The organism is Actibacterium lipolyticum (genome assembly GCF_900184935.1).
Taxonomy (GTDB): Bacteria; Pseudomonadota; Alphaproteobacteria; order Rhodobacterales; family Rhodobacteraceae; genus Actibacterium_A; species Actibacterium_A lipolyticum.
Map to the genome: position 1 here is coordinate 1,292,690 of NZ_FXYE01000001.1, position 26,055 is coordinate 1,318,744.

A 26,055-nucleotide genomic window follows, 5' to 3' on the forward strand; every position below is an offset into this window, starting at 1 on the left:
TATCTTGTCATTCTGCCGCGCGAAGCGGGCGCTTTGGTGTCTCGGCTTTGTCGTCCTCGTCCGAAGGCTTTGGCTTCGCGGGCATTGCCGTGAACTCCTCGTCCTGCCAGATGATTTCGGGGTGCTTCACTTTGCGGGCGGCGGATCGCAGGGCCATGTCTTGCGATGTTTGGCTGCCTTTGCCCAATGAAAGCGACGTAAGCAGGTCTGCCGTGCCATATGCGCCACGCCAGAACCAGATGCGAAGGGCCAGCATGGATGGAGTGAAGATCAGCGTCAGAACCGTCGCGATGCCAAGGCCAAACACAACCGCCGTTGCCAGCTGTTTCCACCACAGCGCCGTCGGGCTGTCGATGGAATAGCCCCCGTCAACAAAGTCAAAGCTAAGGCCGAACATCATCGACGCCAGGCCCGCCATCGTGGTGACTGTGGTCAACAGAACCGGGCGGATCCGCTGTTCGGCGGTGCGCACGATTGCCTCTAGCTTGGGCATGTATTGGCTGAATTCCTGATAGGTATCGATCAGAACAATGTTGTTGTTCACCACGATCCCCGCCAGCGCCACGATGCCCGTACCGGTCATGATGATAGAGAACGCTTGCCCCATCACCATCATCCCGATCAGAACGCCCGCCGTGGACAGCACCACCGCAAGCAGCACAAGGGCCGCGTTATAAAAGCTGTTGAACTGTGCCAGCAGGATGATGAACATCAGCCCCAGCGCCCCAGCGAAAGCCTGCTGCAGGAACGCGCCGGATTCTGCCTGATCTTCCTGATCGCCAGTCCATTCCCATTCAATACCTGCGGGCAGGGGGGATTCGCTTTGCAGCCAGTCGGTGATCACGGCGATGCGTTCGGTGGGGTTGATTGGGGTTCCGTCATCATTATTCAGACCTGCGTCAACGGCGGCTTTCACGTCAAAGTACCGTTTCTGGTCAACACGGGTGATACGACCCAGCTTTTTGACCGGCTCACGGGTGATGAAGTTCGACAGGGGAACAAGCCCATCAGCCGTGCGCACCTTTAGGGTGTCCAGCGTTGACAGCACACGATCATCTTCGGGCAGGCGGACGCGAATTTCGATCTCTTCATCCGAAGAGGGCACGCGCATCGTGTCCAGCAACAGCCCGCGGGTAACCAGCTGAACCATGCCACCAACCGTGGTCACGTCAGCGCCATAGCGGCCCGCCTGTTCGACATCCACGTCGATCTGCCAATCAATACCGGGCAGGGGCAGCGTGTCTTCGATATCGGCCAGACCAGTTGTTTCTTCGAATTTGGCGGAAACGGTTTCAGTGGCCTCAACCAAGGCATCCCAGTCGTCGCCCTTCAGGCGCAAGTGGACAGGCTTCGCAGAGGCGGGCCCGCGCGATTGTGAAAGGATCTCTGTCTTGATGCCGGGAATTTTTGCAAGCTCGGCTTCGATTTCGTTCAACACGACATCGCCATCAAGGTTGTCATCGTCTTTGCGATCTTCCCACGGCAGCAATTCGATCTGCACTTGTCCAACGGTATCCAGCGGAGCTTCGGCGCCGCCGTTGTTCTGGTTCAAGCCACCGTCACCGGCAAAGGCAAAGACGCTTTCGATTGCCGGGTGGTTAATGATCGCATCCTCAACTTTGCTAACCAGCGCGTCCTTTTGTTCAAGCGATAGGTTGCCCCGCGCACGGACATAAACGATGGCTTGCTCGGGTTCGGATTCAACAAAGAATTCGACGCCTTTGTTGTTCGCGCCATAGGCACCAAACACCATGACAACGAAGGCGATCACGCCAACGATCGAAACCAGCGGCATGATCGGGTTGCCGGTAATAAACTTGATGAAGTGTCCAAACAGCGTGCGGCGATATCCACCGCGGATGCGTTTTGGTCCGCTTTCGATCTTCACCGCCGTAATCGCGATAGAGCTTAGGGCCGCGCCGAAACAGAAAATCAATGCGCCGGGCAAGATGCGAACCGCGCTTGGCAAGTCTTTCGACATGTCCAGAATGTACTGAGGGTTCAGCGTCTGCATCGCGCCGACAAACACGACATAAAGCGCGACAACAACCAGCAGGGCGCGCGCAATCCATGGAAGCGGGCGCACAAGCGCAGCAGCATTATCCAGCATCCGCGAGAACCGGCCTGAAACACCGCCCATGACCGGAAGATAGATCAGCGCCACGACCAATGATGCCGACAGAACAAAGATCAGCGTGACCGGCAACATGCCCATGAATTCGCCCGGAACGCCGGGCCAGAACAGCATCGGAAGGAAGGCGCACAGCGTGGTGGCCGTTGAACTGACGATGGGCCAGAACATGCGTTTCGCGGCTTCGGTAAAGGCCGCCATCGGGCCTGCGCCCTCGTCGATGCGGCGGTCCGCGTATTCGACGACAACGATCGCGCCATCCACCAGCATCCCAACGGCCAAGATCAGGCCGAACATAACGATGTTGGAAATCGCGACATCCATCAGGCCCAACAGCACAAAGCACAACAGGAAAGATGTCGGAATGGCAAAGCCCACCAGCAGCGCAGAGCGGCTGCCGAGGAAGGCCAGAACAACGATCATCACCAAGGCAATCGCAGTCAGAACAGAACCCTGAAGTTGTTCAACCATCGACGCAACGGTGCGTGATTGATCTAGCGATGTGCCAACGGTGACGGATTGTTGAAGGTCCAGCGGCCAGTCAGCGCGCGCTTTTTCAACCGTTTCACGCACCAGATCGGCGGTGTCGATGATGTTAAAGCCTTTGCGCTTAACCACCTGAAGGGCAACGGTCGTTTCGCCGTTGTAGCGCGCGGTGCCCAGCCGGTCTTCAAACGTCAGTCGGATGTCGGCCAGATCGCCCAGCGTTACGACGCTGTCGCCATTGCGTTTTACGGGCAGTGCATAGACATCCAGCGTGTTATCGAACGAGGCCGGGATTTTTACCGAAAACGCACCGGTGGGCGTTTCAACTTCGCCTGCTGCGATCAGTTGGTTGTTGTTGACCACAACATTGATCAGGTCGGCGGCGGTGACGTTATATGCCTCTAGGCGAAGAGGGTCGATCACGACCTCAAGCATCTCGTCGCGGTGGCCGGCAAGGCCAGCTTCCAGAACGGGGTCTAGCGACTCCAACTCATCCTGAAGGTCTTTGGCGACGCGCAGAAGCGTGCGTTCGGGCACCTTGCCCGACAGGGTCACGATAATGATCGGGAATTCGGAAAAGTTGATCTCGTTGATCGAATATTTCTCGGCGCCTTCGGGAAAGTTTGCCTCGGCGGTGTTCATTGAATCGCGGATGTCGGCGATGATTTTGGTCTTGTCCCAACCAAATTCGAATTCCAGCGCGACCCCGGCATAGCCTTCTTGGGCGGTTCCGCTCATGGATTTCAGGCCGTCCAGATCGGACAGTTCTGTTTCCATGGGTTTGATCAACAGCTTTTCGGAATCTTCCGCCGAAATGCCGGGGAAGGGGACCGACACAAAGATGGCCGGAATTTCGATGTCCGGCTCGCCTTCTTTGGGCAGGCCTGTATAGGCCATCGCACCCGCAAGGATCGACAAAACGATAAAGGCGACGACCATTCGCGCATGGCTGGCGGCCCAGTCAATTATGCCCGTCATTGTTCGCCCCCTTCATAGGTCGCAAGCACGGGAACCCCGTCGACCACATATTCCTGACCAACGACAATAACGTCTGCGGCATCGGGCAACCCGGTCAACCAAATCCCGTCCACGGTGTCGCGCAGAACGTCAACGGCGGCGAATGCGGCGCGGTTTTCACCGTCCACCAAACGTACGCCAACGCGGCCCGTGTCGTTCAGCGTCAGTGCGGACTGCGGCAGCAGGTGCGCCTGTGTGGCACCGGAAGACAGCGCCATTTCAACGGTCTGACCGTCGCGAATGGCAAGGTCGCGGTTAGGAATTTCAACTTCTACGCGGAAGGTGCGTGTGGCTGGATCTGCCGCGCGGCTTAGGAACGTCACGCGTCCTTCAACGGCGCGGCCCGTGGCCAGTCGCCCACCAGCACGTGCCCCGACCGAGACTTTTTCAACTTCGGTTTCGGGCACAAAACCAACCAGTTTGATGGGGTCAAGCTGGATCACGGTTGCGCAAAGCGACCCGGGCTGAAGAAGCTCGCCCAATTCCGCGCTATCGGATTCCAGCAGGCCCGCGAAGGGCGCGACGATCGTCAGGCGCTCGATCTCTTTTTTGGCGGTTGCGACGGCCGCTTCGGCGGCGGACACCCCAGAGTTGGCCGCATCAAGCCCCGACTTCGCCGCCTCGACAGAGGCCATGGCCGAAGAAACCGCAGCGGTTGTTGCAGCCGCGCGCGATTCCGACGCATAGCCATCCGCCTGCAGCTTTACGGCGGCGCGATTGTTGATTTCAGCTTCGGACAGCATGGATTTGGCTTCTTCGACGCGCGCGCTGGCCACTGGAAGGTTTGCCTTTGCTTCGGCCAATTGTGCTTCGGCTTGGGCAACATTGGACGCCCGCGTGCCCGGATCAATCTGACAGATCATCTGACCTTCGTTCACAAACGCACCTTTACGCAGCGGTTCGGAAATGACGCGGCCAGTGGTTTCAGCCCGCACATCGACCTGCCGGGCGGCTTCGGTTAGGCCACGCACCAGAACAGCGGCGTCGATTGGGCGCGCGGTCGAATGGACGGCAACAACAGACACTGTGCGTTCGTCCGTTTCAACGGTTTCGGTGGGTGCCTCGGCTGTTGTCTCTGCCACAGCTTCATCATCGCGTCCGGCGAAGGACAGTACGCGATCACGCTCCATCACAACTAGGTACAACACTACTGCAACGATCAAAGCCGTCAGAAAAGAGATGATCCGCATATGTTCCTCAATGTTTTCGTTGCCTGTAGCGCGCCTAAATTGGCACTACTGCCAGTATGTCAGTGTGTAGAGTTGTGATTGCAATGGTCGCTCCTGAACCGACCAGTTCAGAATAAACTTTTCTGCAACGCGGCGCAAGATGGGCATGCCCCAAGGCCGGGCAGGGCTTGGCAAGTGGCCGGGGCATGGGGTAAGACGTGGCCGGTCAAGCCCTGTAAGGCTAGAGAGAGGCACATGAGCAATCCCGAAAACTTTATCGAAGAAGTGACCGAAGAAGTCCGCCGCGATCAGCTTTTTATGCTTTTCCGCCGTTACGGATGGATCGCGGTTGTAGCCGTCCTTTTGTTGGTGGGCGGTGCCGCGTTTAATGAATGGCGCAAGGCGAAAACCGTTGCCGCCTCGCAAGAGCTTGGCGATGCCATGCTTGCCGCGCTAGAGGCGAATGAACCCGCCGAACGCGTGACAGCCCTGGAAGCGATCGAAGCATCAGGAAACGCCGAAGCCTTGGTTGAGTTTTTGGCCGCTGGCGAAGAACTTGCTGGCGAAGATCCGGCTGCGGCCGCTGCGCGTTTTGCTGTGATTGCTGAAAACAACGATCTGCCGTTGGCCTATCGCCAGCTTGCGACGCTGAAGCAGGTGTTTGCGCAAGGCGCGACCGTGGCTGGCGAAGAACGCCTTGCCACGCTCAGCCCTTTGACCGCGCCGGGTCAGCCCTTCCGTGCCTTGGCTGAAGAACAGTCCGCGCTTATCGAAGCAGAGCTGGGTCAGACAGACGCCGCGATCGAACGCTTGCGCGAGCTGTTGACCGCCAGTGATGCGACGGCGGGGTTGCGTCAGCGGGCCTCTCAGTTGATTGTGGCATTGGGTGGGTCGCTTGAGGGCCTGTAATCGGTTGTCGATACAGGCCTTTTCATAGCGACTGAGGTGCGGCATAGATCGTACCGACAAGTAAAAGGGACATTGGGCGTTGAAACTTTCCCAAGGTATCGGAATTCTGACGTTGGTGTCGGCGCTTGGTGCGTGTGGCGAACGCGAGCTTATCCTTGATGGGGAGCGGTTCGGCGTGCGCGATGCGCTTTTAGCTGAAGGTGCCGAGGGTGCAGAAGCGGTTTCCGCCAATGTCGTGCGCCCGATCAGCCTTCCTGCACAGCAGTCACAGACCGATTGGTTGCAGACACGGGGCAACGCTGCGCACCGGGTTGTGCATCCAGCGCTGGGAACGTCCCTGACAAGCACGTGGAGCGTGAACATCGGTGCGGGCGACAGCCGTAAGCACAAGATCACGGCGGAACCGGTTATCGCTGGCGGCCGTGTGTTCACTTTGGATTCTCAAAGCCGCGTGATGGCGCATTCGACATCTGGCGCGGTTCTGTGGTCGGCCGACCTGACCCCAGCGACAGAGCGCGCAGAAGATGCCTCTGGTGGCGGGCTTGCCTTTGGGGATGGCCGTTTGTTCGTGACCACCGGTTTTGGGGCGCTTGTGGCGCTTGATCCGGCCACCGGCCAAGAACTGTGGGAGCAAAAAACCGAAGCCGCAGTAAGCGGCGCGCCATCTTACCGCGATGGTTTGGTTTATGTCGTTTCGCGTGACAACCGCGCATGGGCGATTACCGCCGACGATGGCCGCGTTCAGTGGCAATTGCCGGGCACACCATCCGAATCCGGCATGGTGGGCGGCGCTGCACCTGCGGTGACTGATCGTCTGGCGGTATTCCCGTTCGGATCATCCGAAATGGTGGCGACCCTGCGCAAAAGCGGTGTGCGGGTATGGGCCTCGTCCATCTCGGGGCAGCGGCGCGGCCGGGTTTATACGACCATCAGTGACATCACGGGTGATCCGGTGGTGGATGGAAACGTAATTTATGTTGGCAACCAGTCCGGCCGTACGGTGGCGATCAGCGCCTCAAGCGGCGAGCGGTTGTGGACAGCGAATGACGGTGCCTACAGCCCGGTTTTCCCGGCTGGCGACTCTGTCTTCCTTGTGTCGGATCAGGCCGAACTGGTGCGCCTTGATGCGGCAACTGGCGAACGTGTCTGGGCGGTAGAGCTGCCTTACTTCGTCAAGGAAAAGACAAAACGGCGCAAATCAATCTATGCCCATTACGGCCCGGTGCTGGCTGGTGGGCGGCTTGTTGTTGCGTCCGATGATGGGCTTGTGCGCTTTTTCTCTCCTGAAAGTGGCGCGCTTGTCGGAACGTTGGAATTGCCCTCTGGCGCATCGGCAGAGCCGGTCGTGGCGGGCAGCACACTTTACCTTGTGACCTCGAACGGCCAATTGCACGCTTTCCGCTGACGCGAGAATGGTGTAGGCGGGCGGCTTGGAATCGCTTCGGAGCTTCAGATGAGCTTTACGCTGGCCATTGTTGGCCGCCCCAATGTGGGGAAATCAACGCTATTTAACCGCCTGGTTGGCAAACGCCTGGCGCTGGTCGACGACCAGCCCGGCGTCACGCGCGACTTGCGCGAAGGCGAAGCGCGCCTTGCCGATCTGCGGTTCACCGTGATCGACACCGCCGGTCTGGAAGAGGCGACGGATGAATCGCTTCAGGGTCGGATGCGGCGTTTGACTGAACGCGCGGTTGAAATGGCAGACATCTGTCTGTTCATGATCGACGCGCGCGCGGGTGTCTTGCCTGCCGACGAAGTGTTCGCCGAAATCCTGCGCAAGAAATCCGCGCATGTCATTCTGGCCGCGAACAAGGGCGAAGGGGCCGCTGCCGACGCTGGCGTGATCGAAGCTTATTCTCTTGGCCTTGGGGAGCCTTTGCGTCTGTCCGCCGAACACGGCGAAGGCATGAACGAGCTTTACACGATGCTTCTGCCCCTGGCCGATGAGTTCGCTGAAAAAGCTGCGATGAACGCGCCGGAAACGGACGTCGACGTTGATGAAGACGACGAAGGCCCGCGCGTTCCGACAAAAGCACGGCCCTTGCAAGTTGCTGTTGTTGGTCGCCCGAATGCGGGCAAATCGACTTTGATCAACCAGATCATCGGCGAAGACCGGCTTTTGACCGGCCCCGAGGCCGGGATCACCCGCGACGCCATCTCGACCCAGTTTGAATGGGAAGGCACACCGGTGCGTATCTGGGACACCGCCGGGATGCGCAAGAAAGCCAAGGTTCAGGAAAAGCTTGAAAAGCTATCCGTGTCTGATGGCCTGCGTGCGGTTAAGTTCGCCGAAGTCGTTGTGGTGCTGCTGGATGTTGGCATCCCCTTCGAACAACAGGATCTGCGCATCGCCGATCTGGCCGAACGCGAAGGTCGTGCCGTTGTTATTGCCGTCAACAAGTGGGACCTTGAAGACGAAAAGCAGGACAAGCTTAAAGAACTGCGCGAGGAATTCGCGCGTTTGCTGCCCCAGCTGAAAGGTGCGCCTTTGGTGACCGTTTCTGCGAAGACGGGCAGGGGCATGGACAGACTTCACGCCGCGATCATGAAATCGCACGAAGTTTGGAACCGTCGCGTTTCAACGGCGCGCCTGAACCGCTGGCTGACTGGTATGCTAGAGGTGCATCCGCCCCCCGCACCGGGCGGCAAGCGCATCAAGCTGCGGTATATGACACAGGTAAAAACCCGCCCGCCGGGCTTTGTTGTGATGTGTTCGCATCCTGAAAAGCTGCCGGAAAGCTATAAGCGGTATCTGGTAAACGGGTTGCGCACGGACTTTGACATGCCGGGTACGCCGATCCGACTGACGATGCGCAGTCAGGCGGATAAGAACCCCTATAAGGGCAAGAAAAAGTCGACCCCGTCGCGGTTGCGCAAGCATTTGGATAAGAAGCCGCACGGCGAATAATCGATTGGCATCGCGGGTGGTTCAGCTGCCCGCGATACTTTGCGCGCTGGTGTGAATTCTTGGAAATCGTCCGCGATCACGCGCCCCATATCCAAGCATTTTCTAATCATAGCTTGTCATAAGAACGCCGACGCAATCGAGTTGCGCCGGCGTTTTGATCGTCAGATTTTTGGCCGGTCTTTAGATGACGACGGCAGCGCCTTCCGTGGCAATGCCGACATTCTGGCGGAAGCTTTCAAACATCTCGCGTCCAAGGCCCTGACGGTTCGCAGTCAGATCAACGGTGATTGCCTCGCGCGTGTCAAAGTCGGCTTCCAGCACGGCAAGCGTGCCTTCGACCGCGTCCAAGCGGATCAAATCGCCATCGCGCACTTTGGCCAGCGGGCCACCTTGCGCAGCTTCGGGGCAAACGTGGATGGCGGCAGGAACTTTGCCCGACGCGCCCGACATGCGCCCATCCGTTACCAGCGCAACCTTTAGGCCGCGATCTTGCAACACAGCAAGAGTAGGGGTCAGCGAGTGAAGTTCGGGCATCCCGTTCGCCTTTGGCCCTTGGAAGCGGACCACAACGATGGTGTCTTCGGTGAATTCCCCGGCTTTGAAGGCTGTTTTCACATCTTCTTGGTCGTGGAAGACGCGCGCTTTGGCTTCGATCACATGGCGTTCTGGTGCGACAGCAGACACTTTGATCATGCCGCGGCCCAAGTTCCCGTTCAGGCTTTTCAACCCGCCCGATTTCTGGAACGCGTCCGACGCCGGGCGCAGGATTTTTTCGTTCAGCGATTTGCCAGCACCGTCTTGCCATTTAACCGCGCCGTCGATCAGCTTTGGCTCTTTCGTATAAAGCGCAAGACCATCGCCCGCGACGGTGACGGTATCAGGGTGCAGGTGGCCACCGTCCAGCAGCTCTCCGATCATATAGCCAAGCCCACCGGCGGCGTGGAAATGGTTCACGTCGGCTAGGCCGTTCGGGTAAACTTTGGCCATCAATGGGGTCACTTCGGACAGGGCGGCGAAATCGTCGATGTCGATGATAACGCCAGCGGCACGGGCCATCGCGGGCAGGTGCAGCACAAGGTTGGTCGAACCACCGGTGGCCATCAGGCCAACGATACCGTTCACAAACGCTTTTTCGTCAAGCACTTGGCTGGCCGGGCGGAAGTCGTTGCCAAGGGCCGTGATCGCCAATGCCCGTTCCGCACCCGCCGCAGTCAGTGCATCGCGCAGCGGTGTGTTCGGGTTCACGAAAGACGCGCCGGGCAGGTGAAGCCCCATGAACTCCATCAGCATCTGGTTAGAGTTCGCGGTGCCGTAGAACGTACAGGTGCCGGGGCCGTGGTAAGAGGCCATCTCGGCCTCCATCAACTTGTCGCGGCCCACTTCGCCGGTCGCGAATTGTTGGCGGACTTTGGCTTTTTCGTCGTTGGGCAGGCCGCTGACCATCGGGCCAGCGGGCAGGAACACCGCCGGGATGTGGCCAAAGCTGGCGGCGGCCATCACAAGGCCGGGCACGATCTTATCGCACACCCCAAGGAACACGGCCGCATCGAATGTGTTGTGCGACAGGCCCACGCCCGCCGCCAATGCGATCACGTCGCGGGAAAACAGCGAAAGCTCCATCCCGGTCTGGCCTTGGGTCACGCCATCACACATGGCCGGAACGCCGCCCGCAACTTGGGCAGTGCCGCCAGCCTTGCGTACGGCTTGCTTGATTAGGTTGGGATATGTCTCAAATGGCTGGTGCGCCGAAAGCATATCGTTATAAGCAGTGATGATGCCAAGGTTCGGCGCGCGGCCATCGGCCAACGTGCTTTTGTCATCGCCCATTGCCGCATATGCGTGGGCTTGGTTGCCGCATGTCAGGTGGGCGCGGGCGGTTCCCGCGTCTGTTGCGCGGGCCATACGGTCAAGATACGCCGACCGGCTATCGCGGGATCGTTCGATGATCTGGTCGGTGACCTTGGCGACGGTGCTGTTAAGGGCCATGATTTTGTTCCTTCCGAAGCGCGGTGTGCCTTGGGCGCAGATATAACGGTTAGCGCTAACAAGGCCAAGTGCAATTGTCGGCGCTCTCCCTATGGTAGTGTAGATAGTGATATTTGGCGATAAACGCCCGCATTTGCTTGATTTATCTAACTATTGCCTCATTTTCGTTGCTTGAAATGCAAATTCTAATGTTGCAAGTAGCTTAAGAACACATCTCAGAGAGTTTAACGGGTGCTTTGAGGGTGGCGCTAACATTCGTAGCCTCGCAAGGGCGATGCGCGAATGTTTGTGGTGCGGTATAGATTAGAACATCGGGTGCGGTTCACCCACAATGGAGTGTACAATGCGGAAATTCAGACTTGGTGTCGTACTTATCGCGGCGATGAGCCTTTCAGCCTGTGAAGAGTTCGTTAGTGCGGCCTCTGGTAGCTTGACGGGTGAAGCACACGAAGGCCTTCCCCTTCCACTGATGGAAGAACCGGTGAACGTCACGCGCAGTGCCGTGGTTGTTCCTGAGCGGCTAGAGGTGAACCACGCCAATACCTATTTCCCGAACGCCGACATTGTTTGGCGTGAAGATCCGTTTGGCGACCGTCGCGCTCAGGTTAAGGCTATTATCGAAAACGCGCTGGCACAAGGTGTTGCAACGCACAAATCTGGCCGCCGGGTAGCCGTTGAGATTCAGATCGAGCGGTTCCACTCGCTGACCGAAAAAACCCGGTACTCGGTTGGTGGAACACACGACATTCATTTCTTCATCACGGTTCGCGATGCGCGTACCGGCGACGTTATTGCCGGCCCACAGTTCGTTACGTCCGAGCTGGAAGCATTCGGCGGTGATCGCGCGCTGGAAGCGATGAGCCGTGGTCAGACCCAGAAAGTGCGTATCACAGAATACATGACGCGCGTCTTTGACCGCCTTCTCGACGAGAAGTAATCAACCAAGATACCGTTTGATGGGGAGGGCTTTGCCCTCCCTTTTTCTTTGCGTAACGAACTGGCCTCTTTCTAAGCCATTCGGAACGGAGTAGGAGGGCGCTATGACAACATCTGATCTTCCCATTGTGCGGCTTCGCCCCAAGGCCAACGCCCGCGCCATTCGTCACGGTTTCCCGTGGGTTTTCGCAAATGAGCTTGTGACCGATCGCCGGACACAAGGCTTGGCGCCCGGTGCGCTGGCCGTGCTGGAAGACGCCGACCGCCACCCCATGGGGGTCGTAACGGTTAATACCGGCTCAAAGATCATCTGTCGGATGCTTGACCGTGATCCGACCGCCAAAATCGACGAGGCTTGGTTCGCCGACCGTTTGACCCGCGCGCTGGACATGCGTTCGCGTTTGTTCACCGACCCATTCTATCGTCTGGTTCACGCCGAGGCTGACGGAATGCCCGGTGTCGTGATCGACCGGTTTGGCGACTGTGCCGTTATTCAGCCCAACGCAGCTTGGGCCGACGTGATGATCGAGCCGCTAAGTGCGGCCCTTGCATCGGTGACGGGCGTGACAACCATCGTGAAAAACGGCACAGGCCGCGCACGGTCTTTGGAGGGGTTAACGGAAGAAACGGTGACCCTTCGTGGTGCAGTTGATGGGCCGATCCCGGTGCCGATGAATGGCGCGACCTATATGGCCGACATTCTTGGCGGGCAGAAGACCGGGCTGTTCTTTGATCAACGCCCCAACCATGCGTTCGCGGCCCGCCTGTCACAAGGCGCGCGCGTACTTGATGTATTTTCGCACGTTGGCGGCTTTTCCCTTGCGGCATTGGCTGCGGGCGCGGCCGAAGGGCTTGCCGTTGACGGCTCGGCCCCCGCGCTGGCGCTGGCCGAACAAGGCGCGCAGGCGATGGGCGTATCCGACAAGTTTGCGACCCGTAAGGGCGATGCATTTGATGTGATGGCCGCGCTTGCTGAAGAGGGGCAGCAATTCGATGTGGTAGTCTGTGACCCGCCAGCCTTCGCACCTTCAAAACCATCGCTTGAGGCAGGTCTGCGGGCCTATGAACGTGTGGCGCGCATGGCTGCGCCCTTGGTGGCCGAAGGCGGTTATCTGGCTCTGTGTTCGTGTTCACACGCTGCGGATTTGTCAAAGTTCCGCACGGCGTCCGCGCGTGGCATTGGCCGGGCGGGGCGGACCGCGCAGATTATCCAAACAGGGTTTGCTGGGCCGGATCATCCTCTTCTGCCGCAACTTGCCGAAAGCGGCTATCTTAAGTCGTTGTTTTTCCGGCTTGATCCATGAAGGTTCTGTTGGACGCCTGCGTTCTTTATCCCACGGTTTTGCGGGAAATCTTGCTAGGCGTCGCAGCAAAAGGGCTTTTTACGCCGCTGTGGTCTGAACGCATTTTGGAAGAATGGGCACGCGCGGCGCGCAAGATTGGCCCAACAGGAGAGGCGCAGGCCCGCGGCGAAATCGCGCTGTTGCGTGCGTCGTGGCCCGCCGCAAGCGTTCAGCCACACGCGAAGGATGAGGCGCGGCTGTGGCTTCCAGATCCGGCTGATGTACATGTGTTGGCAGCGGCCATTGCGGGGTCGGCTGACACGCTGCTTACCTTCAACGCGGTGGATTTTCCACGCAACACCCTGGCCGACGAAGGGTTGGAGCGCAAAGCACCGGATGAGTTCCTGTATGCGCTTTGGTGTGACGCGCCGGACGAAATCGAAGCCGCGATCAAAACAGTTCACGCCGAGGCAGAGCGGTTGTCAGGCGAAACGCTGAGCCTTCGGGCGTTGCTGAAGCGCGCGAAACTACCCCGTTTGGGCAAAGCGCTGGGTTAGGGGGCAACGCCCCATTTTGCCTCCAACGCCTCAATCGCGCGAATGCGTTCTTTGGTTTTGGGATGGCTCATCAACCATGCGGGTGCTGTTCCGCCATGGCTTGCTGTCAGCGCCTCTAGCTTTTCAAAAAGCGATTTTTGCGCGGCCGTGCCGATGCCCGCCTTGGCCAATAGGGCAGAGGCATATTCATCCGCCTCATATTCATCCTGACGGGACAGTCGCGCGGCCAGAAGGGTGGTCAACATGTTCGCGATATAGATGCCAATGCCGGGCAAGATGCGTGATAGAAACGCGCCAAGCGCCACGCGCATCGCGTTCTGCCCGGAAAAGTCGATCATCCGGCGGCGCGAATGGCCAAGGGCAACGTGGCCCAGTTCGTGCGCGATGACGGATGAAATCTCTTCGGCGGTGACGGCGCCGTCGCGGTATTTCTGGTAAAACCCGCGCGTGATGAAAATCCGCCCATCCGGGGCGGCAAGGCCGTTCACGGGGTCAATTTCATAAATGTGAACCTTGATCCGCGGCAGATCGAGCGCTTTCGCCATGCGATCTGTCAGCTTTTTCAACGTTGCATCGGCAAGTTCAGTTGACTTCGCGTCCAACTCTTTCGTCGTGCGCCATACCGAAAACCGGTACATCGCAAGGGCGTAGAGGACTGCCAGAAGGATCGGAGTAAGTTTCAACATAAGAAAGATATGGCGTCAGCCTTAGGGTTCGACAAGGTTATTTCAGCTCTGCTGAAGAAGTGCCTGTTGCGACTTTGATAGGCGAAGGATGATCGGTTGGGCATTCTAACGACCAGTTGCCCAAGACATGACTTTGGGACCGACGCCGGCCCAGAACATCCCCACCAATACAAAAGTAAGCGAAGACCAGATTGCAAAGAAAAATAAATTGGCACCGAATTTGTCCCACCTGATATGACGGTATATCACGGCCTGTTCCGGTTTTTGGGGGTTTATCCAAATCTGAATGGGCTTGTCTTCATCCAGATGTCGCAACAATTCGCGATTTGTGTTGTGGTAATAATTACGACGAACGCCGACAGTATTATCAAAGAAGACTTGGTCTGAGCGGTGTTCTTGATCATTCCAATCGTACCGATATTGCGTGACAAGTTTGTATTGTCGGCGTTCTGCCACATCAACATAGCTGGAAATGACCACGGCATCGGCGACCTCCCAGTCAGTCGCGTTCAGTGAATCCAAAACAGGTTTGAACGTCATGCTGGCCAATGGGAAAAGAGCAACCACAAACCCTAAGGCGATCAGGGTGATGATCGCGTTCCCTAAAAAAGAACCATCCTTGCCAGTGTCTTCGTCTTCCAAAACGTGTTTGTCCTATGCGGAGCTGACCACTATCGCACCTTAGGAGAAATGCCTCTGTCGTCGCAATTCTAATGGATACCGGGCGCAAAGCAGCCCTTAGCGCCCCAGTTCTTTCATCCCGCGTTCGATCCCTTCTAGGGTCATGGGCACCATTCGATCATCAAAAATCTCGCGGATCATCTGAACGGATTGGGTGTAGTGCCAGTATTTTTCGGGCAGGGGGTTTAGCCACAGGTTGGCGGACCATTTGTCCCGGGCGCGGCGCAGCCAGTCTTCGCCGGCTTCGGGGTTCCAGTGTTCGTTTGCGCCGCCGGGAAAGGCGATCTCGTAGGGGGACATGGATGCATCGCCCACGAAAATGCACTTATAGTCTGGGCCATAGGTGTTCAGCACTTCCCAAGTGGGGGTCTGCGCTTCCCACCGGCGCCGGTTGTCGCGCCAGACACCTTCGTACAGGCAGTTGTGGAAGTAATAGTATTCCAGATGCTTGAATTCCGCCCGCGCGGCGGAAAACAGTTCTTCCACCAGTTTGATGTAAGGGTCCATCGATCCGCCCACATCAAGGAACAGCAGCACCTTTACGGCATTGCGTCGTTCGGGGCGGGTTTTCACATCCAGATAGCCGTGGTCGGCGGTAGCTTTGATCGTGCCGTCAAGGTCCAGCTCTTCGGCCGCGCCGTCACGCGCCCATCGGCGCAGGCGTTTCAGCGCGACTTTGATGTTGCGCGTGCCAAGTTCCACGCTGTCATCAAGGTTCTTGAATTCGCGTTTGTCCCAAACTTTCACCGCGCGCTGGTGGCGGCTTTCTTTCTGGCCGATGCGCACGCCTTCGGGGTTGTACCCATAAGCGCCAAAAGGGGACGTGCCAGCGGTGCCGATCCATTTATTCCCACCCTGATGGCGGCCTTGCTGTTCTTTCAGCCGCTCTTTCAGGGTTTCCATCAACTTGTCGAACCCGCCAAGCGCGTCAATTTCGGCTTTTTCTTCGTCGCTTAGATGCTTTTCGGCCATCTTTTCCAGCCAGTCGGCGGGAAGGTCCACGGCCTCTAGCACGTCGTCGAACGAGATGCTTTCAAGCCCTTCAAAGCTGGCCGCGAAGGCGCGATCGAATTTATCAAGGTTCCGCTCGTCCTTCACCATTGCGGTGCGGGCAAGGTAATAGAAACCTTCGATGTCATATGTGACCAGCCCGGCCTTTACCCCTTCCAGAAATGCCAAATATTCGCGCAGGGAAACGGGCACCCCGCCGTCGCGCAAATTTTGGAAAAACGGCAGGAACATGAGCTTAGACCAAACGCTCCAGAATGACAGTCAGGACCATGCCAAGAAGGGCAAAGGCAATACCATAACCCACCGCGTATTGAGCAATATCAAACCCTTTGCCCTTGCGCCGTTTGGCCTGCAAACCACCCCAAATTGCGCCGATGACTAGGCCTGCGATAACGATCATTGTGTCTGGTCCCCTGGGCTGAGTACGGCAATTTCAGTAAGCCGCGTGCGCACCTCTTTATCCGAGCCGAAGCCATAACGCGCCCAGCCCAAACTGTCGAGCCGTACAGCCTGTGCTTCGCCGGGGCGTTGTAGCAGGTCAAGCGCTTCGGCTTTTATCATCAGCATGGTCGCCAGAAGTGCCGCGTTTTGCGAGGCGACGACCGGGGGAAGGTGAACATTGATGATTGTCAGCGCAGCGTCGGGTTGCCCTGCTGAAAGTGCGAAGGCGGCCAGATGCATGGCAACATGGGCCTCTTGCACCTTAGTTTCGGGGGTTTCTGAATAGATGTTCCCGGCTTGCAAGAACGCGGTTAACGCGGCTTCGCCATCAACTGGCAGGCTTAAACGCCCCAAGACAAACAGCGTAAAGGCCAAGCGGTTACCGCCAATGCCTTGGCTTTGGGCGATGTTCAGGGCCCTTTGAGCCGCCGCCCGCCTGCGCGAGTTTGACGCGCCCGGCCCAAGGGCTGTTTCCATTGCGTCAATCCAAGACCGTGGGGTCGGAACAACGTTAGAATACGAAACACGTTGGCCCCGCGGATTTAGGCGGGCCAGCAGGGCAGGCAGGCGTGCCTCAACCTGATCGCGGGTCATGCCGTTGCGCAGTTCGGGCGCGTAGTACATGCGCAAGATCAGCATATCAAAGCCGGTTAAGACCGTATGGAAATTGTCATCGTTAAAGATGCTGTCGGGCAGGCGATAAAGGTCATTCAAAGGACCAAGGGCCTGTGCCAGCTCTTCGTGTAGGCAATCGCGAACTTCTTGTGGGCTTACATCGTTGGGCAGAAAAACGGCCACGGTTTCGCGGCTGTCCAGGGTGGTCCAGTCAACTGCACTGCTGCGCCGAAGGCGCCGGTATTCGGCCCAGCTTGAAATGCGTGGCACCACAAAGCAGGCGGCCTGTGGAACAAGGCGCTGAAGCTGCGTGCGGGGCAGGGTTTCGATGGTGATGTTGGCCTGCGCATTGGTTGGGACACGACGGATATCGATGCCCGCTTCGTTGCGCAGCCTAGACATCAGTGCCGCCAAGTCAGGGCCAAGGCTGGCAGGCGCACCGGCGGTCACGCGCACGGTCACGGGTTCGGCAAAGCGTGTCAGCTGAGGCACCTCGCGCCCGCTTTCCATTCGAAAGGTCAGATCCATGAAGTCTTGGGCGATTTCCGTGTTCGACCGCGAGGGGGGCGTTACCTGCTGGCGTTCGAAAGTTTTCATGGGTGGAAGGTCAAAGGCAGGCGCACGACGCTTGGGCAAATCGGACGTGGGCGGCGCAGCGCAGGCACCCAGCACCAAGCAAGCCAAAAGGGTAAGGCGAAGCTTCAAATACTTAGCTCCTGACGTATTTCAAGAAAGGGGTCAGCACACCCACACGGTCATAAAGCTGCCGGGCGGTCTTGTTCGTGTCTTGGGTGTTCCAATAGACCTGAGGCGCGCCTTCGGCCTCTGCGGCGGCATAGACGGCTTCGATCAAGGCGCGCCCAACGCCGCTGCCACGCACGTCAGGGTCTGCATACAGATCTTGCAAGTAACAGACGTTTTCGACTTTCCAGCCATGCCGGTGAAACAGGTAATGCACCAACCCAACCGCACGCCCATCTTTCACCGCCAGCAACCCGTGAAAGTCCTGCGGGTCGTCGCCAAGTAGCCGCGCGAAGGAAGACTGATAAACCTCTTCGCTGAGAGAGGTTTCATAGAATGCCAGATAGTCCCCCCAAAGGCGGCGCCAGTCTTGTTCGTCAGCCGATGTGAGTGGGCGAATCGTGAGTTCTGTCACAGCGATCCTCGATTCAGGACAATTACTGGTCACGTTACAATCAATACGCGGGCGAAGGAAACGCCCGCGCTGTCACTTCGGCGCGACTGATCGGCTTAGCGTTGTTGGCGCCGCGCCATGAACGCAAGGCGTTCGAAAAGCTGCACATCCTGTTCGTTCTTCAACAGCGCGCCGTAAAGCTTGGGCAGGGCGTTACTGCCTTCGCGTTTCAGATCTTCGGGCGAAAGGTCTTCGGCAAGAAGAAGCTTCAGCCAATCCAGAACTTCCGACGTCGATGGCTTTTTCTTAAGCCCCTGCGTTTCGCGGATTTCATAGAATTGCGTCAAAGCAGCAGTCAAAAGCTGGGGCTTAAGGCCGGGGTGGTGGACCTCGACGATCTTTTTCATCACATCCATGTCGGGGAATCCGATGTAGTGGAAGAAACAGCGCCGCAAGAAGGCGTCTGGCAGCTCTTTTTCGTTATTCGAGGTGATGATCACGATGGGGCGCGTTTCCGCACGGACTGTCTCGCCGGTTTCGTAAACGTGGAACTCCATCCGGTCGAGTTCCTGCAAAAGGTCGTTGGGGAATTCGATGTCGGCCTTGTCGATCTCATCAATCAGCAGAACGGTTTTGTGCTTTGCCTCGAACGCCTGCCACAACTTCCCTTTGCGAATATAGTTTTTGACGTCGTTCACACGTTCATCGCCCAACTGGCTATCACGCAAACGGCTTACGGCATCATATTCATAAAGCCCCTGCGCCGCACGCGTGGTCGACTTGATGTGCCATTCGATCATGGGCAGATTAAGCGAGGCCGCAACCTGCCGGGCAAGCTCTGTTTTACCTGTTCCAGGTTCGCCCTTAACCAGCAGTGGCCGCTCCAGCGCGACGGCGGCGTTCACTGCCACAGAAAGGTCTTCGGTGGCTACGTAAGTTTCCGTTCCGGCAAATTTCATCTTTTTTCCCATGACGTGGCGGCGCATTGTGCAACCATTTTAACTAGGCTACAAAAAGCCTTAAAGCGGACTATATGCTAGTGACAAGCATGACGCATTCCGATAAAGCCTGCCGGAGGAGAGCCGGGTGACTGACGTTCCGACGACATTCGGGCCCGGCCTGCGAGAAGGAGCAGGTATGAAAGCCGAAGTTTTCTTGCCCGACGATTACCGCCCGGCAGAAGACGAGCCGTTTATGAACGACCGTCAGCTGGAGTATTTTCGCCGCAAGTTGATTAACTGGAAGAACGATCTTCTGAATGAAAGCCGTGAGACCATTGAGGGTCTCCAAGATAGCACCCGAAACATTCCCGATGTTGCAGACCGTGCATCTGAAGAAACCGATCGCGCATTAGAACTGCGTACTCGGGATCGTCAGCGTAAGCTCGTTGCGAAAATCGACTCGGCATTGCGCCGGATTGATGAAGGGGAATATGGGTACTGCGAAGACACCGGAGAGCCAATTTCCCTGAAGCGTCTGGATGCACGTCCGATTGCGACCATGAGCCTTGAAGCTCAGGAGCGTCACGAGCGGCGTGAAAAAGTTCACCGCGACGATTAATCGTCACGGGGATTGAAGGAAATACCAGCACCGGGGCAATTTGCCCCGGTGTTTCATTAAGGAAGACACGATGCTGATCGGGCGGAAGTTTACCGTTCTTGGGGGCGGTATTGGCGGGCTTGCTGCGGCGACCGCACTGGCTCAAAGGGGCGCGCAGGTTACCGTTCTGGAACAGGCGGACGCAATCCGCGAAGTCGGTGCAGGGATGCAGATCAGCCCGAACGGCGCCGCAGTTTTGCGCGGCCTTGGGCTTGGCCCGATGCTGGAAGATATGGGTGTGCGGGCGCGCGCTGTGCGTTTGGTGGATTTCCGAAAAAGCAGCAAGGTTCTGGAACTGGACTTGTCCAAAACCGATGGCGCTTATTATTTCGTACATCGCGCCGACCTTCATAACTTACTGGCAACCGCGGCCCGCGAGGCGGGCGTAAAGCTGCGCCTGCTGCAAAAAATCACCAACGTAGAGCTGTGCGGTGAAGAGGGGGTCCGCGTTACCTCGGCCCAAGGGGCAGAGCGTAAGGCGCAATTCCTGATTGGTGCAGACGGGCTTCATTCTGTGCTGCGCGATGTTGTAAACGGCCCCTCAACGCCTGAATTCACAGGGCAGGTGGCATGGCGCGCAACCGTACCAGTGGATGAATCGCGTGAGCCTGTCGTTACCGTACACATGGGCCCCGGACGCCACATCGTCAGCTATCCACTGCGCGGTGGGAAGGCGATGAATTTCGTCGCCGTCGAGGAACGCGACATCTGGGCCGAAGAAAGCTGGTCACACACGGATGACCCCGAAAACTTGCGGGCGGCTTTTGCGGGGTTTGCCCCTGACATTCGCGCACTGTTAGACCGCGTGGAAAGCGTGCATCTGTGGGGCCTGTTCCGGCATCCGGTTGCTGAAACCTGGTTCAAGGGAAACGCTGCGCTTATTGGCGATGCCGCCCACCCAACGCTGCCGTTCCTTGCCCAAGGTGCGAATATGGCGCTTGAGGATGCGTGGGCTTTGACCTCTGCGTTGGCAAATAATGATGACACACAACAAGCTCTTGCCGCTTATCAGGCGGTTCGCCGGAAGCGGTGCGAAAAGATCGTTGATGCGGCGTCCAAGAACGCGCGGAATTACCACCTTAGCTTTCCACCGCTACGTTTCGCAGCACACACCGCGCTGCGCGTCGGTGGGGCGCTTGCGCCAAGTGTTATGTTGGGCAAATTCGACTGGCTTTACGGATATGACGTTACCCAAACCTGTCCGTGATTGTGGGGCTGGTGTTCGGCAAATCCTCAGCTAATCTGTTGCAAACGAAGCGGTGTGTTGCCGCTTTCCAAGTTATCTAATCGTCAGCAAGGAACAATAGAAATGGCGCTGGAAGATGCTTCAAAAGAGGTCGATAACGCATTCACACGAAAAGGTTTTCGTGGATTGGCGTTTGAAAATGCCTTTGCCGGTGCGACCAGTTTCCTGCGGCGGACATACACAAAAGACCTGACCGGCGTTGATCTGGCGATAACGGGTATTCCGTTTGATCAGGCCGTCACCAACCGCCCCGGCACGCGGCTTGGCCCCCGCGCCATCCGCGAGGCGTCGGCGCTTCAGGCGTTTGATCCGCCCTATGGTTGGGGGTTTGACCCGTTGGAAGAGTTCAACATCGCTGATTACGGCGATATGGCGTTTGACTATGCGAACACCTCGGCCTTTCCGGCGGCACTTACGGCGCATATCGCGGGTATCCTGGATGCAGGCGCGGGCAGCATCACATTGGGCGGCGATCACTATATATCGTTCCCGATCCTGAAGGCCTATGCCGACAAATTCGGCCCGCTTTCGCTTTTGCATTTTGATGCGCATTCCGACACATGGGCCGATGACGACATGGATCGGATCGATCACGGAACGATGTTCTATAAGGCCGTTAAGCTTGGCCTGATTGATCCAAAGCGTTCAATGCAGGTGGGCATTCGCACGGAAAACCCCGACACCTTGGGCGTAAACATCATTGATGCCCGTGAAGTGCACGAAAAAGGCCCGCAGGCCGCCGTGGCAAAGATCAAAGAGATTTTGGGCGACCGTCCGACCTACCTGACCTTCGACATCGATGCGCTTGACCCGGCCTATGCTCCGGGGACGGGTACGCCGGTTTGGGGCGGGCTGACCAGTGCGCAAGCCGCGATTATGCTGCGTGATCTGGCAGGGATAAACATGGTCGGCGGTGACGTGGTTGAGGTTTCGCCGCCCTTTGACACCACAGGTGCTACAGCCGTCGCAGGGGCGCATGTCGCGATGGAGCTTCTGTGCCTATGGTGCTGGAACAAAAGAGAAAACAAAGATCGGACTGATAGTTCAAAATGATCTTGGGCAGCCATGCGCCCGTCCAGTGAATGAATGATCAGCCGAGATTGGAGAGACGCTGCATGAGCGGTTATTTGGTCAACACAGTCGCGGTCGTTGCTGTGATTTTGGTTTTAGCGTCAGCTTACGTCCGCTTTGTGCCGACTGTTCCTGATCGTTGGCATATCGATCCGCTGACGGCCGCTTCGCCCGGTCAGGCCGGCGTTTTGGCGCGTGTCAACGGCGGGGATATCGTGCCAATAGGCTATGATGAGGGTTCGGCAGAATTGCTTGCCCGTTTGGACAAGATCATTCGTGCGACACCGCGAACAAAGCATATCGCTGGCAGTATCGAAGACGGGCGTTTGACTTATCTAACCCGCTCGCGTGGGTTCGGATTTCCAGACTTTGCAACGGTCACAGTTGAACAGGTGGATGGGCAAAGCTTTCCGGTAATTTTGTCGCGCCTTCGGTTTGGAAAATCGGACCTAGGCGTCAACCGCCGCCGCGTTTCTGGCTGGTTGTCCGCGTTGGAACAGCGCGGGTGAGGCTGGCCATTGCGGCTATGGCGAGCCACGAAGAGTAGGCGAACCTCGTTCCAATCCATCGCGGCGGGCGACGCCCCCTTGACCACGCGGTCGTGGTGCGCAAAAGAACACCATGGTTCCCTTTGATAAATTAGATCAGATCACCCAACGCTTTCAGTTCCTTGAGGCAAAGCTTGCCACGGGGGCGATGGATGATTTTGCCCAGATCAGCCGTGAATACGCTGAGCTTAAGCCCGTCGCGGATCAGATCGCGGAATATCGCCAACTTCTGGATGACATCGCAGAGTCCGAGCTGATGCTTGAAGACCCTGAGATGAAAGAATTGGCCGAGGATGAGCTGCAAACGCTTCAATCCCGTGTCCCCGAAGCGGAAGAGGCGCTGCAACTTGCGCTTTTGCCCAAAGATGCGGCTGACGCGCGTGCGGCGATCATCGAAATTCGCCCCGGTACAGGCGGCGACGAAGCCGCGCTTTTCGCGGGTGACCTTTTGCGGATGTACCAGCGTTATGCGGAAAAGCAGGGCTGGAAGTTCGAGATTATCGAAGAATCGCAAAGTGAACTTGGCGGGATCAAAGAGGTCGTTGCCAATGTTCTGGGGCAGGGCGTGTTCGCGCGTCTGAAATACGAATCCGGCGTTCACCGCGTTCAGCGCGTGCCAACGACAGAGTCGGGCGGGCGCGTTCATACCTCGGCTGCGACGGTCGCTGTTTTGCCCGAGGCGGAAGAGGTCGACATCGACATTCCTGCCGGTGACATCCGAATTGATACAATGCGTGCAAGTGGTGCGGGCGGCCAGCACGTTAACACCACGGATTCGGCTGTTAGGATTACTCACCTGCCAACCGGGCTGATTGTCACCAGTTCTGAAAAGTCGCAGCACCGGAACCGTGAAATCGCGATGCAGGTTCTGCGAAGCCGTCTTTACGATCTTGAACGCCAACGGGTGGACAACGAACGTTCAGCCGACCGTAAGGCACAAGTGGGCAGCGGGGACCGTTCCGAACGGATCAGAACCTATAATTTCCCGCAGGGCCGCATGACGGACCACCGTATCAACCTGACGCTTTATAAGCTGGATCAGGTGATGCAGGGCGATCTGGACGAGGTAATCGACGCGCTGATCTCGGACGATCAGGCCCGCAAACTGGCCGAGATGGAAGGATGAGCCGCACCGTCGGTGCCGCGATGAAAGATGCCGCCGAGGCGCTTTCGCGTGCAGGTGTGGAAAGCGCGGCAAAAGATGCGCGGCTGTTGATGGCGCGCACGCTTGGCCGGTCAATCCCGGACCCAACCGACCAGTTGAACGAAGCCGATGAACAGCTTTTCGCAGACTTGGTTGACCGGCGTATTGCGCGCGAACCTCTGTCGCACATCCTTGGTCAGCGCGCTTTCTTTAAGCACGAGTTTCACGTCTCAAAAGATGTTCTTGATCCACGGCCCGAAACCGAGGCGCTGGTGGTTGAGGCGCTTTCGCATCCCTTCGAAACTGTGGTCGATCTTGGCGTAGGGTCTGGTGCGATCCTTTTGTCATTGTTGGCAGAGCGGCCCACCGCGCGCGGGCTTGGCACCGATAAATCACAGGCTGCGCTGGCGGTTGCTCAGCAGAACGCTCAACGTCTTGGTGTCGCGGAACGTTGCGAATTCAAGTGTTCGGATTGGTTCGAAGACGTGGATGGCCGGTTTGATCTGATCGTATCGAACCCGCCATATATCGCCGCCGATGAAATGCCCGCCCTTGCGCCCGAGCTTTCTTACGAACCGGAAATGGCGCTGACCGATCATGCCGATGGGCTGTCCGCGTATCGCGCGATTGCGGCCGGTGCGTTAGGGCACCTGACCCCCGGTGGCGCGCTGATGGTAGAGATCGGGCCAACCCAAGCCGCCGATGTGCGCGCGATTTTTCAGGCGGCGGGGCTTGAAAATGTGGTTGTCCGTCCCGACCTTGATGGCAGGGACCGCGTTGTTTCTGCGCGGGCCCCGGCAACCAAACCGTTCTAAACAGTTGCCTGCTGCGCATAGATTTTGCCAAAATAGCATCTCTTGCGCATTTTTTGCTTGTCTTGCTGCGAATGCCATGGTTATTCGAACAAGCGAGCGGCGGGATGCTACATGCGGTCCCCCTCGTGGTATAAGCCAGACAATCGCCCGGACCCGGTGAGGACTGCGCAAAAGGCGCAGCACGGGTTCGAAGAAGCCACTATAAGGCTGGAACCAGATAAAAAACATGAGATCATCTAAGTCACGTTCGCGGTCGAAATCGAACCGCTCGCGCTCTATGGGCAACATCGTCAACCGTGTGTTTGACAGTTCTGGCCCCGAGGGCAAGGTGCGCGGTACACCGCAACAAATCATTGAAAAATACAATCAACTGGCACGTGATGCGCAGCTGAGTAATGACCGCGTCGCGGCTGAAAACTTTCAGCAACACGCCGAACATTACACAAGGCTTCTAAGCGAAGCGCAGCGTGAACAAGACGCACGTCGCGAACAGCAAGAACAGCAACAGCAGGGCCGTGATCGTCAGCGCGACAATCGTGATCAGCGCAACGATCAGCAAAACCAACAGCCCGAAGTGGTTAACGCTGACTCGCAGCCTCAGCCCCAAGGGCAACCCCAGCCTGAACTTGAGCAGAAGCCAAAAGAGCCTTCTAAGCCGGTCGTTTCTGATGTGATCGACATCAACGAAGGCGATGCTGACAGCGGCTTGGTGGAAACACCCGAAGAAAAGCCAGCACCGCGCAAGCGCACGCGCAAAAAGCCGGTTGCTAAGCCTGTAGAAGATACAGGCGAAGAAGCGCCACAGGCACCCGCTGCCGAATAAGTCGGACTGAATTCAGCCCTTGCCCGCCACCGCGCGGGCAAGCGCGCAAAACCCTTCGATTGAAACCTGTTCGGCGCGCAACGTGGGCTCCAACCCGGCTTCTTTCAAAACCTCTTCGATATTTGGCGCAACGCCCTTCAGGCTGGCCCGCAGCATTTTGCGGCGCTGATTGAACGCGGCTGCGACAACGCGGCTAAGCACTTTGTAATCCGCTGGAAATAGGGGCGTTTCACGGCGTGTGAGATGTACCACCGCAGAATGGATCTTTGGGGGCGGCGTGAAGGCTTCTGGCGGCAGCGTCATTACGATCTTCGCCTCGGCCCGCCACTGAGACAGGATCGCCAAGCGCCCATAGGTTTTCGACCCGGGTTGAGCGACGATCCGTTCGGCCACTTCTTTTTGAAACATCAGGGTCAGGCTGTCCCAGAAGGGGGGCCACTGTGCTGGGGTCAACCAGCGCACCAAAAGTTCCGTGCCGACGTTATACGGCAGGTTTGCCACAACGCGGATTGGTGGGGTTAGGTGGGCTGTAACGTCTAGGTCCAGCGCGTCGGCGTTTATCACCTCTAACCGGTCGGGATATTCGGCTGAAATCTCTGCTAGGGCCGCCATGCAGCGTGGATCTTTTTCAACCGCCAGGACGCGGCGCGCACCTTCGGCCAACAGACCGCGGGTCAGGCCGCCGGGGCCGGGGCCCACTTCCAGCACATCACAGCCGGTCAAATCGCCTGCTTGCCGTGCGATTTTGGCTGTAAGGTTTAGATCCAGCAAGAAATTCTGCCCAAGCGACTTTTTCGCCGAAAGCTCGTGCGTGGCGATGACTTCTCGCAGGGGCGGCAATCTGTCAATCGCGCTCAT

At 57.8% G+C, this 26,055-nt stretch carries 24 protein-coding genes; 13 read left to right on the forward strand and 11 right to left on the reverse strand.

The features are described from left to right. Window positions 1-7 precede the first annotated feature (7 nt). The gene (locus tag COL8621_RS06460; protein ID WP_093966448.1) at window positions 8-3,595 is read right to left on the reverse strand and encodes an efflux RND transporter permease subunit; all 3,588 of its coding nucleotides are present in this window, start codon (window positions 3,593-3,595) and stop codon (window positions 8-10) included. Beyond that, window positions 3,592-4,824, reverse strand: coding sequence for an efflux RND transporter periplasmic adaptor subunit (locus tag COL8621_RS06465; protein ID WP_093966449.1), 1,233 nt, complete (start codon window positions 4,822-4,824; stop codon window positions 3,592-3,594). Before COL8621_RS06465 ends, COL8621_RS06460 begins: the two co-directional genes overlap by 4 nt. Window positions 4,825-5,058: 234 nt before the next feature. Between COL8621_RS06465 and COL8621_RS06470 the strand changes: the two genes are divergently transcribed. The 3 genes from COL8621_RS06470 (at window position 5,059) to der (ending at window position 8,620) form a co-directional block, all read left to right on the forward strand. Next, window positions 5,059-5,712: a tetratricopeptide repeat protein gene (locus COL8621_RS06470; protein ID WP_093966450.1), complete on the forward strand. Its 654-nt coding sequence runs from the start codon at window positions 5,059-5,061 to the stop codon at window positions 5,710-5,712. A gap of 79 nt (window positions 5,713-5,791) precedes the next feature. After that, window positions 5,792-7,117 carry a PQQ-like beta-propeller repeat protein gene (locus tag COL8621_RS06475; RefSeq protein ID WP_093966451.1) on the forward strand — a complete coding sequence of 442 codons (1,326 nt, stop codon included), beginning with the start codon at window positions 5,792-5,794 and terminating at the stop codon, window positions 7,115-7,117. A gap of 48 nt (window positions 7,118-7,165) precedes the next feature. Further along, the gene (gene der / locus COL8621_RS06480; protein ID WP_093966452.1) at window positions 7,166-8,620 is read left to right on the forward strand and encodes a ribosome biogenesis GTPase Der; all 1,455 of its coding nucleotides are present in this window, start codon (window positions 7,166-7,168) and stop codon (window positions 8,618-8,620) included. 180 nt (window positions 8,621-8,800) lie between these two features. Here the strand turns inward: der and edd are convergent, their stop codons facing one another. Continuing rightward, entirely contained in the window at window positions 8,801-10,606 is a 1,806-nt protein-coding gene (gene edd / locus COL8621_RS06485) for a phosphogluconate dehydratase (protein ID WP_093966453.1), read from the reverse strand. Between the two features lie 343 nt (window positions 10,607-10,949). Here edd and COL8621_RS06490 point away from each other — a divergent pair, with 343 nt between their 5' ends. The 3 genes from COL8621_RS06490 (at window position 10,950) to COL8621_RS06500 (ending at window position 13,382) form a co-directional block, all read left to right on the forward strand. Then, window positions 10,950-11,543 (forward strand): DUF6778 family protein, encoded by a 594-nt coding sequence (locus tag COL8621_RS06490; protein WP_141137849.1) that lies wholly within the window; start codon window positions 10,950-10,952, stop codon window positions 11,541-11,543. 103 nt (window positions 11,544-11,646) lie between these two features. Then, on the forward strand, window positions 11,647-12,846 hold the full coding sequence (locus tag COL8621_RS06495) for an RSP_2647 family RNA methyltransferase (protein WP_093966455.1): 1,200 nt from the start codon (window positions 11,647-11,649) through the stop codon (window positions 12,844-12,846). Further along, a complete protein-coding gene (locus COL8621_RS06500; protein WP_093966456.1) occupies window positions 12,843-13,382 on the forward strand; it encodes an RSP_2648 family PIN domain-containing protein in 540 nt (179 codons plus the stop codon). Before COL8621_RS06495 ends, COL8621_RS06500 begins: the two co-directional genes overlap by 4 nt. Here the strand turns inward: COL8621_RS06500 and COL8621_RS06505 are convergent. The 7 genes from COL8621_RS06505 to COL8621_RS06535 form a co-directional block, all read right to left on the reverse strand. Then, window positions 13,379-14,068: a M48 family metallopeptidase gene (locus tag COL8621_RS06505; protein WP_093966457.1), complete on the reverse strand. Its 690-nt coding sequence runs from the start codon at window positions 14,066-14,068 to the stop codon at window positions 13,379-13,381. The two genes, COL8621_RS06500 and COL8621_RS06505, sit on opposite strands and share 4 nt — an antisense overlap. A gap of 105 nt (window positions 14,069-14,173) precedes the next feature. Next, window positions 14,174-14,710 carry a DUF3592 domain-containing protein gene (locus COL8621_RS06510; protein WP_093966458.1) on the reverse strand — a complete coding sequence of 179 codons (537 nt, stop codon included), beginning with the start codon at window positions 14,708-14,710 and terminating at the stop codon, window positions 14,174-14,176. Window positions 14,711-14,806: 96 nt separating this feature from the next. Further along, window positions 14,807-15,991: a vWA domain-containing protein gene (locus COL8621_RS06515; RefSeq protein WP_093966459.1), complete on the reverse strand. Its 1,185-nt coding sequence runs from the start codon at window positions 15,989-15,991 to the stop codon at window positions 14,807-14,809. A 4-nt stretch (window positions 15,992-15,995) separates the two neighbouring features. Continuing rightward, window positions 15,996-16,160 (reverse strand): apolipoprotein acyltransferase, encoded by a 165-nt coding sequence (locus tag COL8621_RS06520; protein ID WP_093966460.1) that lies wholly within the window; start codon window positions 16,158-16,160, stop codon window positions 15,996-15,998. Then, window positions 16,157-17,521, reverse strand: coding sequence for a DUF2927 domain-containing protein (locus tag COL8621_RS06525; protein ID WP_093966461.1), 1,365 nt, complete (start codon window positions 17,519-17,521; stop codon window positions 16,157-16,159). Before COL8621_RS06525 ends, COL8621_RS06520 begins: the two co-directional genes overlap by 4 nt. Window positions 17,522-17,525: 4 nt before the next feature. Further along, on the reverse strand, window positions 17,526-17,972 hold the full coding sequence (locus tag COL8621_RS06530; protein WP_093966462.1) for a GNAT family N-acetyltransferase: 447 nt from the start codon (window positions 17,970-17,972) through the stop codon (window positions 17,526-17,528). 95 nt (window positions 17,973-18,067) lie between these two features. Further along, window positions 18,068-18,910 carry an AAA family ATPase gene (locus COL8621_RS06535; RefSeq protein WP_093966953.1) on the reverse strand — a complete coding sequence of 281 codons (843 nt, stop codon included), beginning with the start codon at window positions 18,908-18,910 and terminating at the stop codon, window positions 18,068-18,070. Between the two features lie 178 nt (window positions 18,911-19,088). On the opposite strand from COL8621_RS06535, the gene dksA reads away from it, so the two are divergent. The 7 genes from dksA to COL8621_RS06570 all read left to right on the forward strand — a co-directional run bounded on the left by dksA (window position 19,089) and on the right by COL8621_RS06570 (window position 25,197). Next, on the forward strand, window positions 19,089-19,511 hold the full coding sequence (dksA, locus tag COL8621_RS06540) for an RNA polymerase-binding protein DksA (protein WP_093966463.1): 423 nt from the start codon (window positions 19,089-19,091) through the stop codon (window positions 19,509-19,511). A gap of 70 nt (window positions 19,512-19,581) precedes the next feature. Beyond that, complete coding sequence (locus COL8621_RS06545) at window positions 19,582-20,757, forward strand: FAD-dependent monooxygenase (protein ID WP_093966464.1); 1,176 nt, start codon at window positions 19,582-19,584, stop codon at window positions 20,755-20,757. A 102-nt stretch (window positions 20,758-20,859) separates the two neighbouring features. Further along, window positions 20,860-21,849 carry an agmatinase gene (gene speB / locus COL8621_RS06550; RefSeq protein WP_093966465.1) on the forward strand — a complete coding sequence of 330 codons (990 nt, stop codon included), beginning with the start codon at window positions 20,860-20,862 and terminating at the stop codon, window positions 21,847-21,849. Window positions 21,850-21,911: 62 nt separating this feature from the next. Then, on the forward strand, window positions 21,912-22,376 hold the full coding sequence (locus COL8621_RS06555; protein ID WP_093966466.1) for a DUF1499 domain-containing protein: 465 nt from the start codon (window positions 21,912-21,914) through the stop codon (window positions 22,374-22,376). 112 nt (window positions 22,377-22,488) lie between these two features. Further along, window positions 22,489-23,541, forward strand: coding sequence for a peptide chain release factor 1 (gene prfA / locus COL8621_RS06560; RefSeq protein ID WP_093966467.1), 1,053 nt, complete (start codon window positions 22,489-22,491; stop codon window positions 23,539-23,541). Continuing rightward, a complete protein-coding gene (prmC, locus tag COL8621_RS06565; RefSeq protein WP_093966468.1) occupies window positions 23,538-24,374 on the forward strand; it encodes a peptide chain release factor N(5)-glutamine methyltransferase in 837 nt (278 codons plus the stop codon). The genes prfA and prmC overlap by 4 nt, the downstream gene beginning before the upstream one ends. Window positions 24,375-24,600: 226 nt before the next feature. Next, window positions 24,601-25,197: a DUF4167 domain-containing protein gene (locus tag COL8621_RS06570; RefSeq protein ID WP_093966469.1), complete on the forward strand. Its 597-nt coding sequence runs from the start codon at window positions 24,601-24,603 to the stop codon at window positions 25,195-25,197. A gap of 12 nt (window positions 25,198-25,209) precedes the next feature. On the opposite strand, the gene rsmA is transcribed toward COL8621_RS06570, so the two are convergent. Next, window positions 25,210-26,055 (reverse strand): 16S rRNA (adenine(1518)-N(6)/adenine(1519)-N(6))-dimethyltransferase RsmA, encoded by an 846-nt coding sequence (gene rsmA / locus COL8621_RS06575; protein WP_093966470.1) that lies wholly within the window; start codon window positions 26,053-26,055, stop codon window positions 25,210-25,212.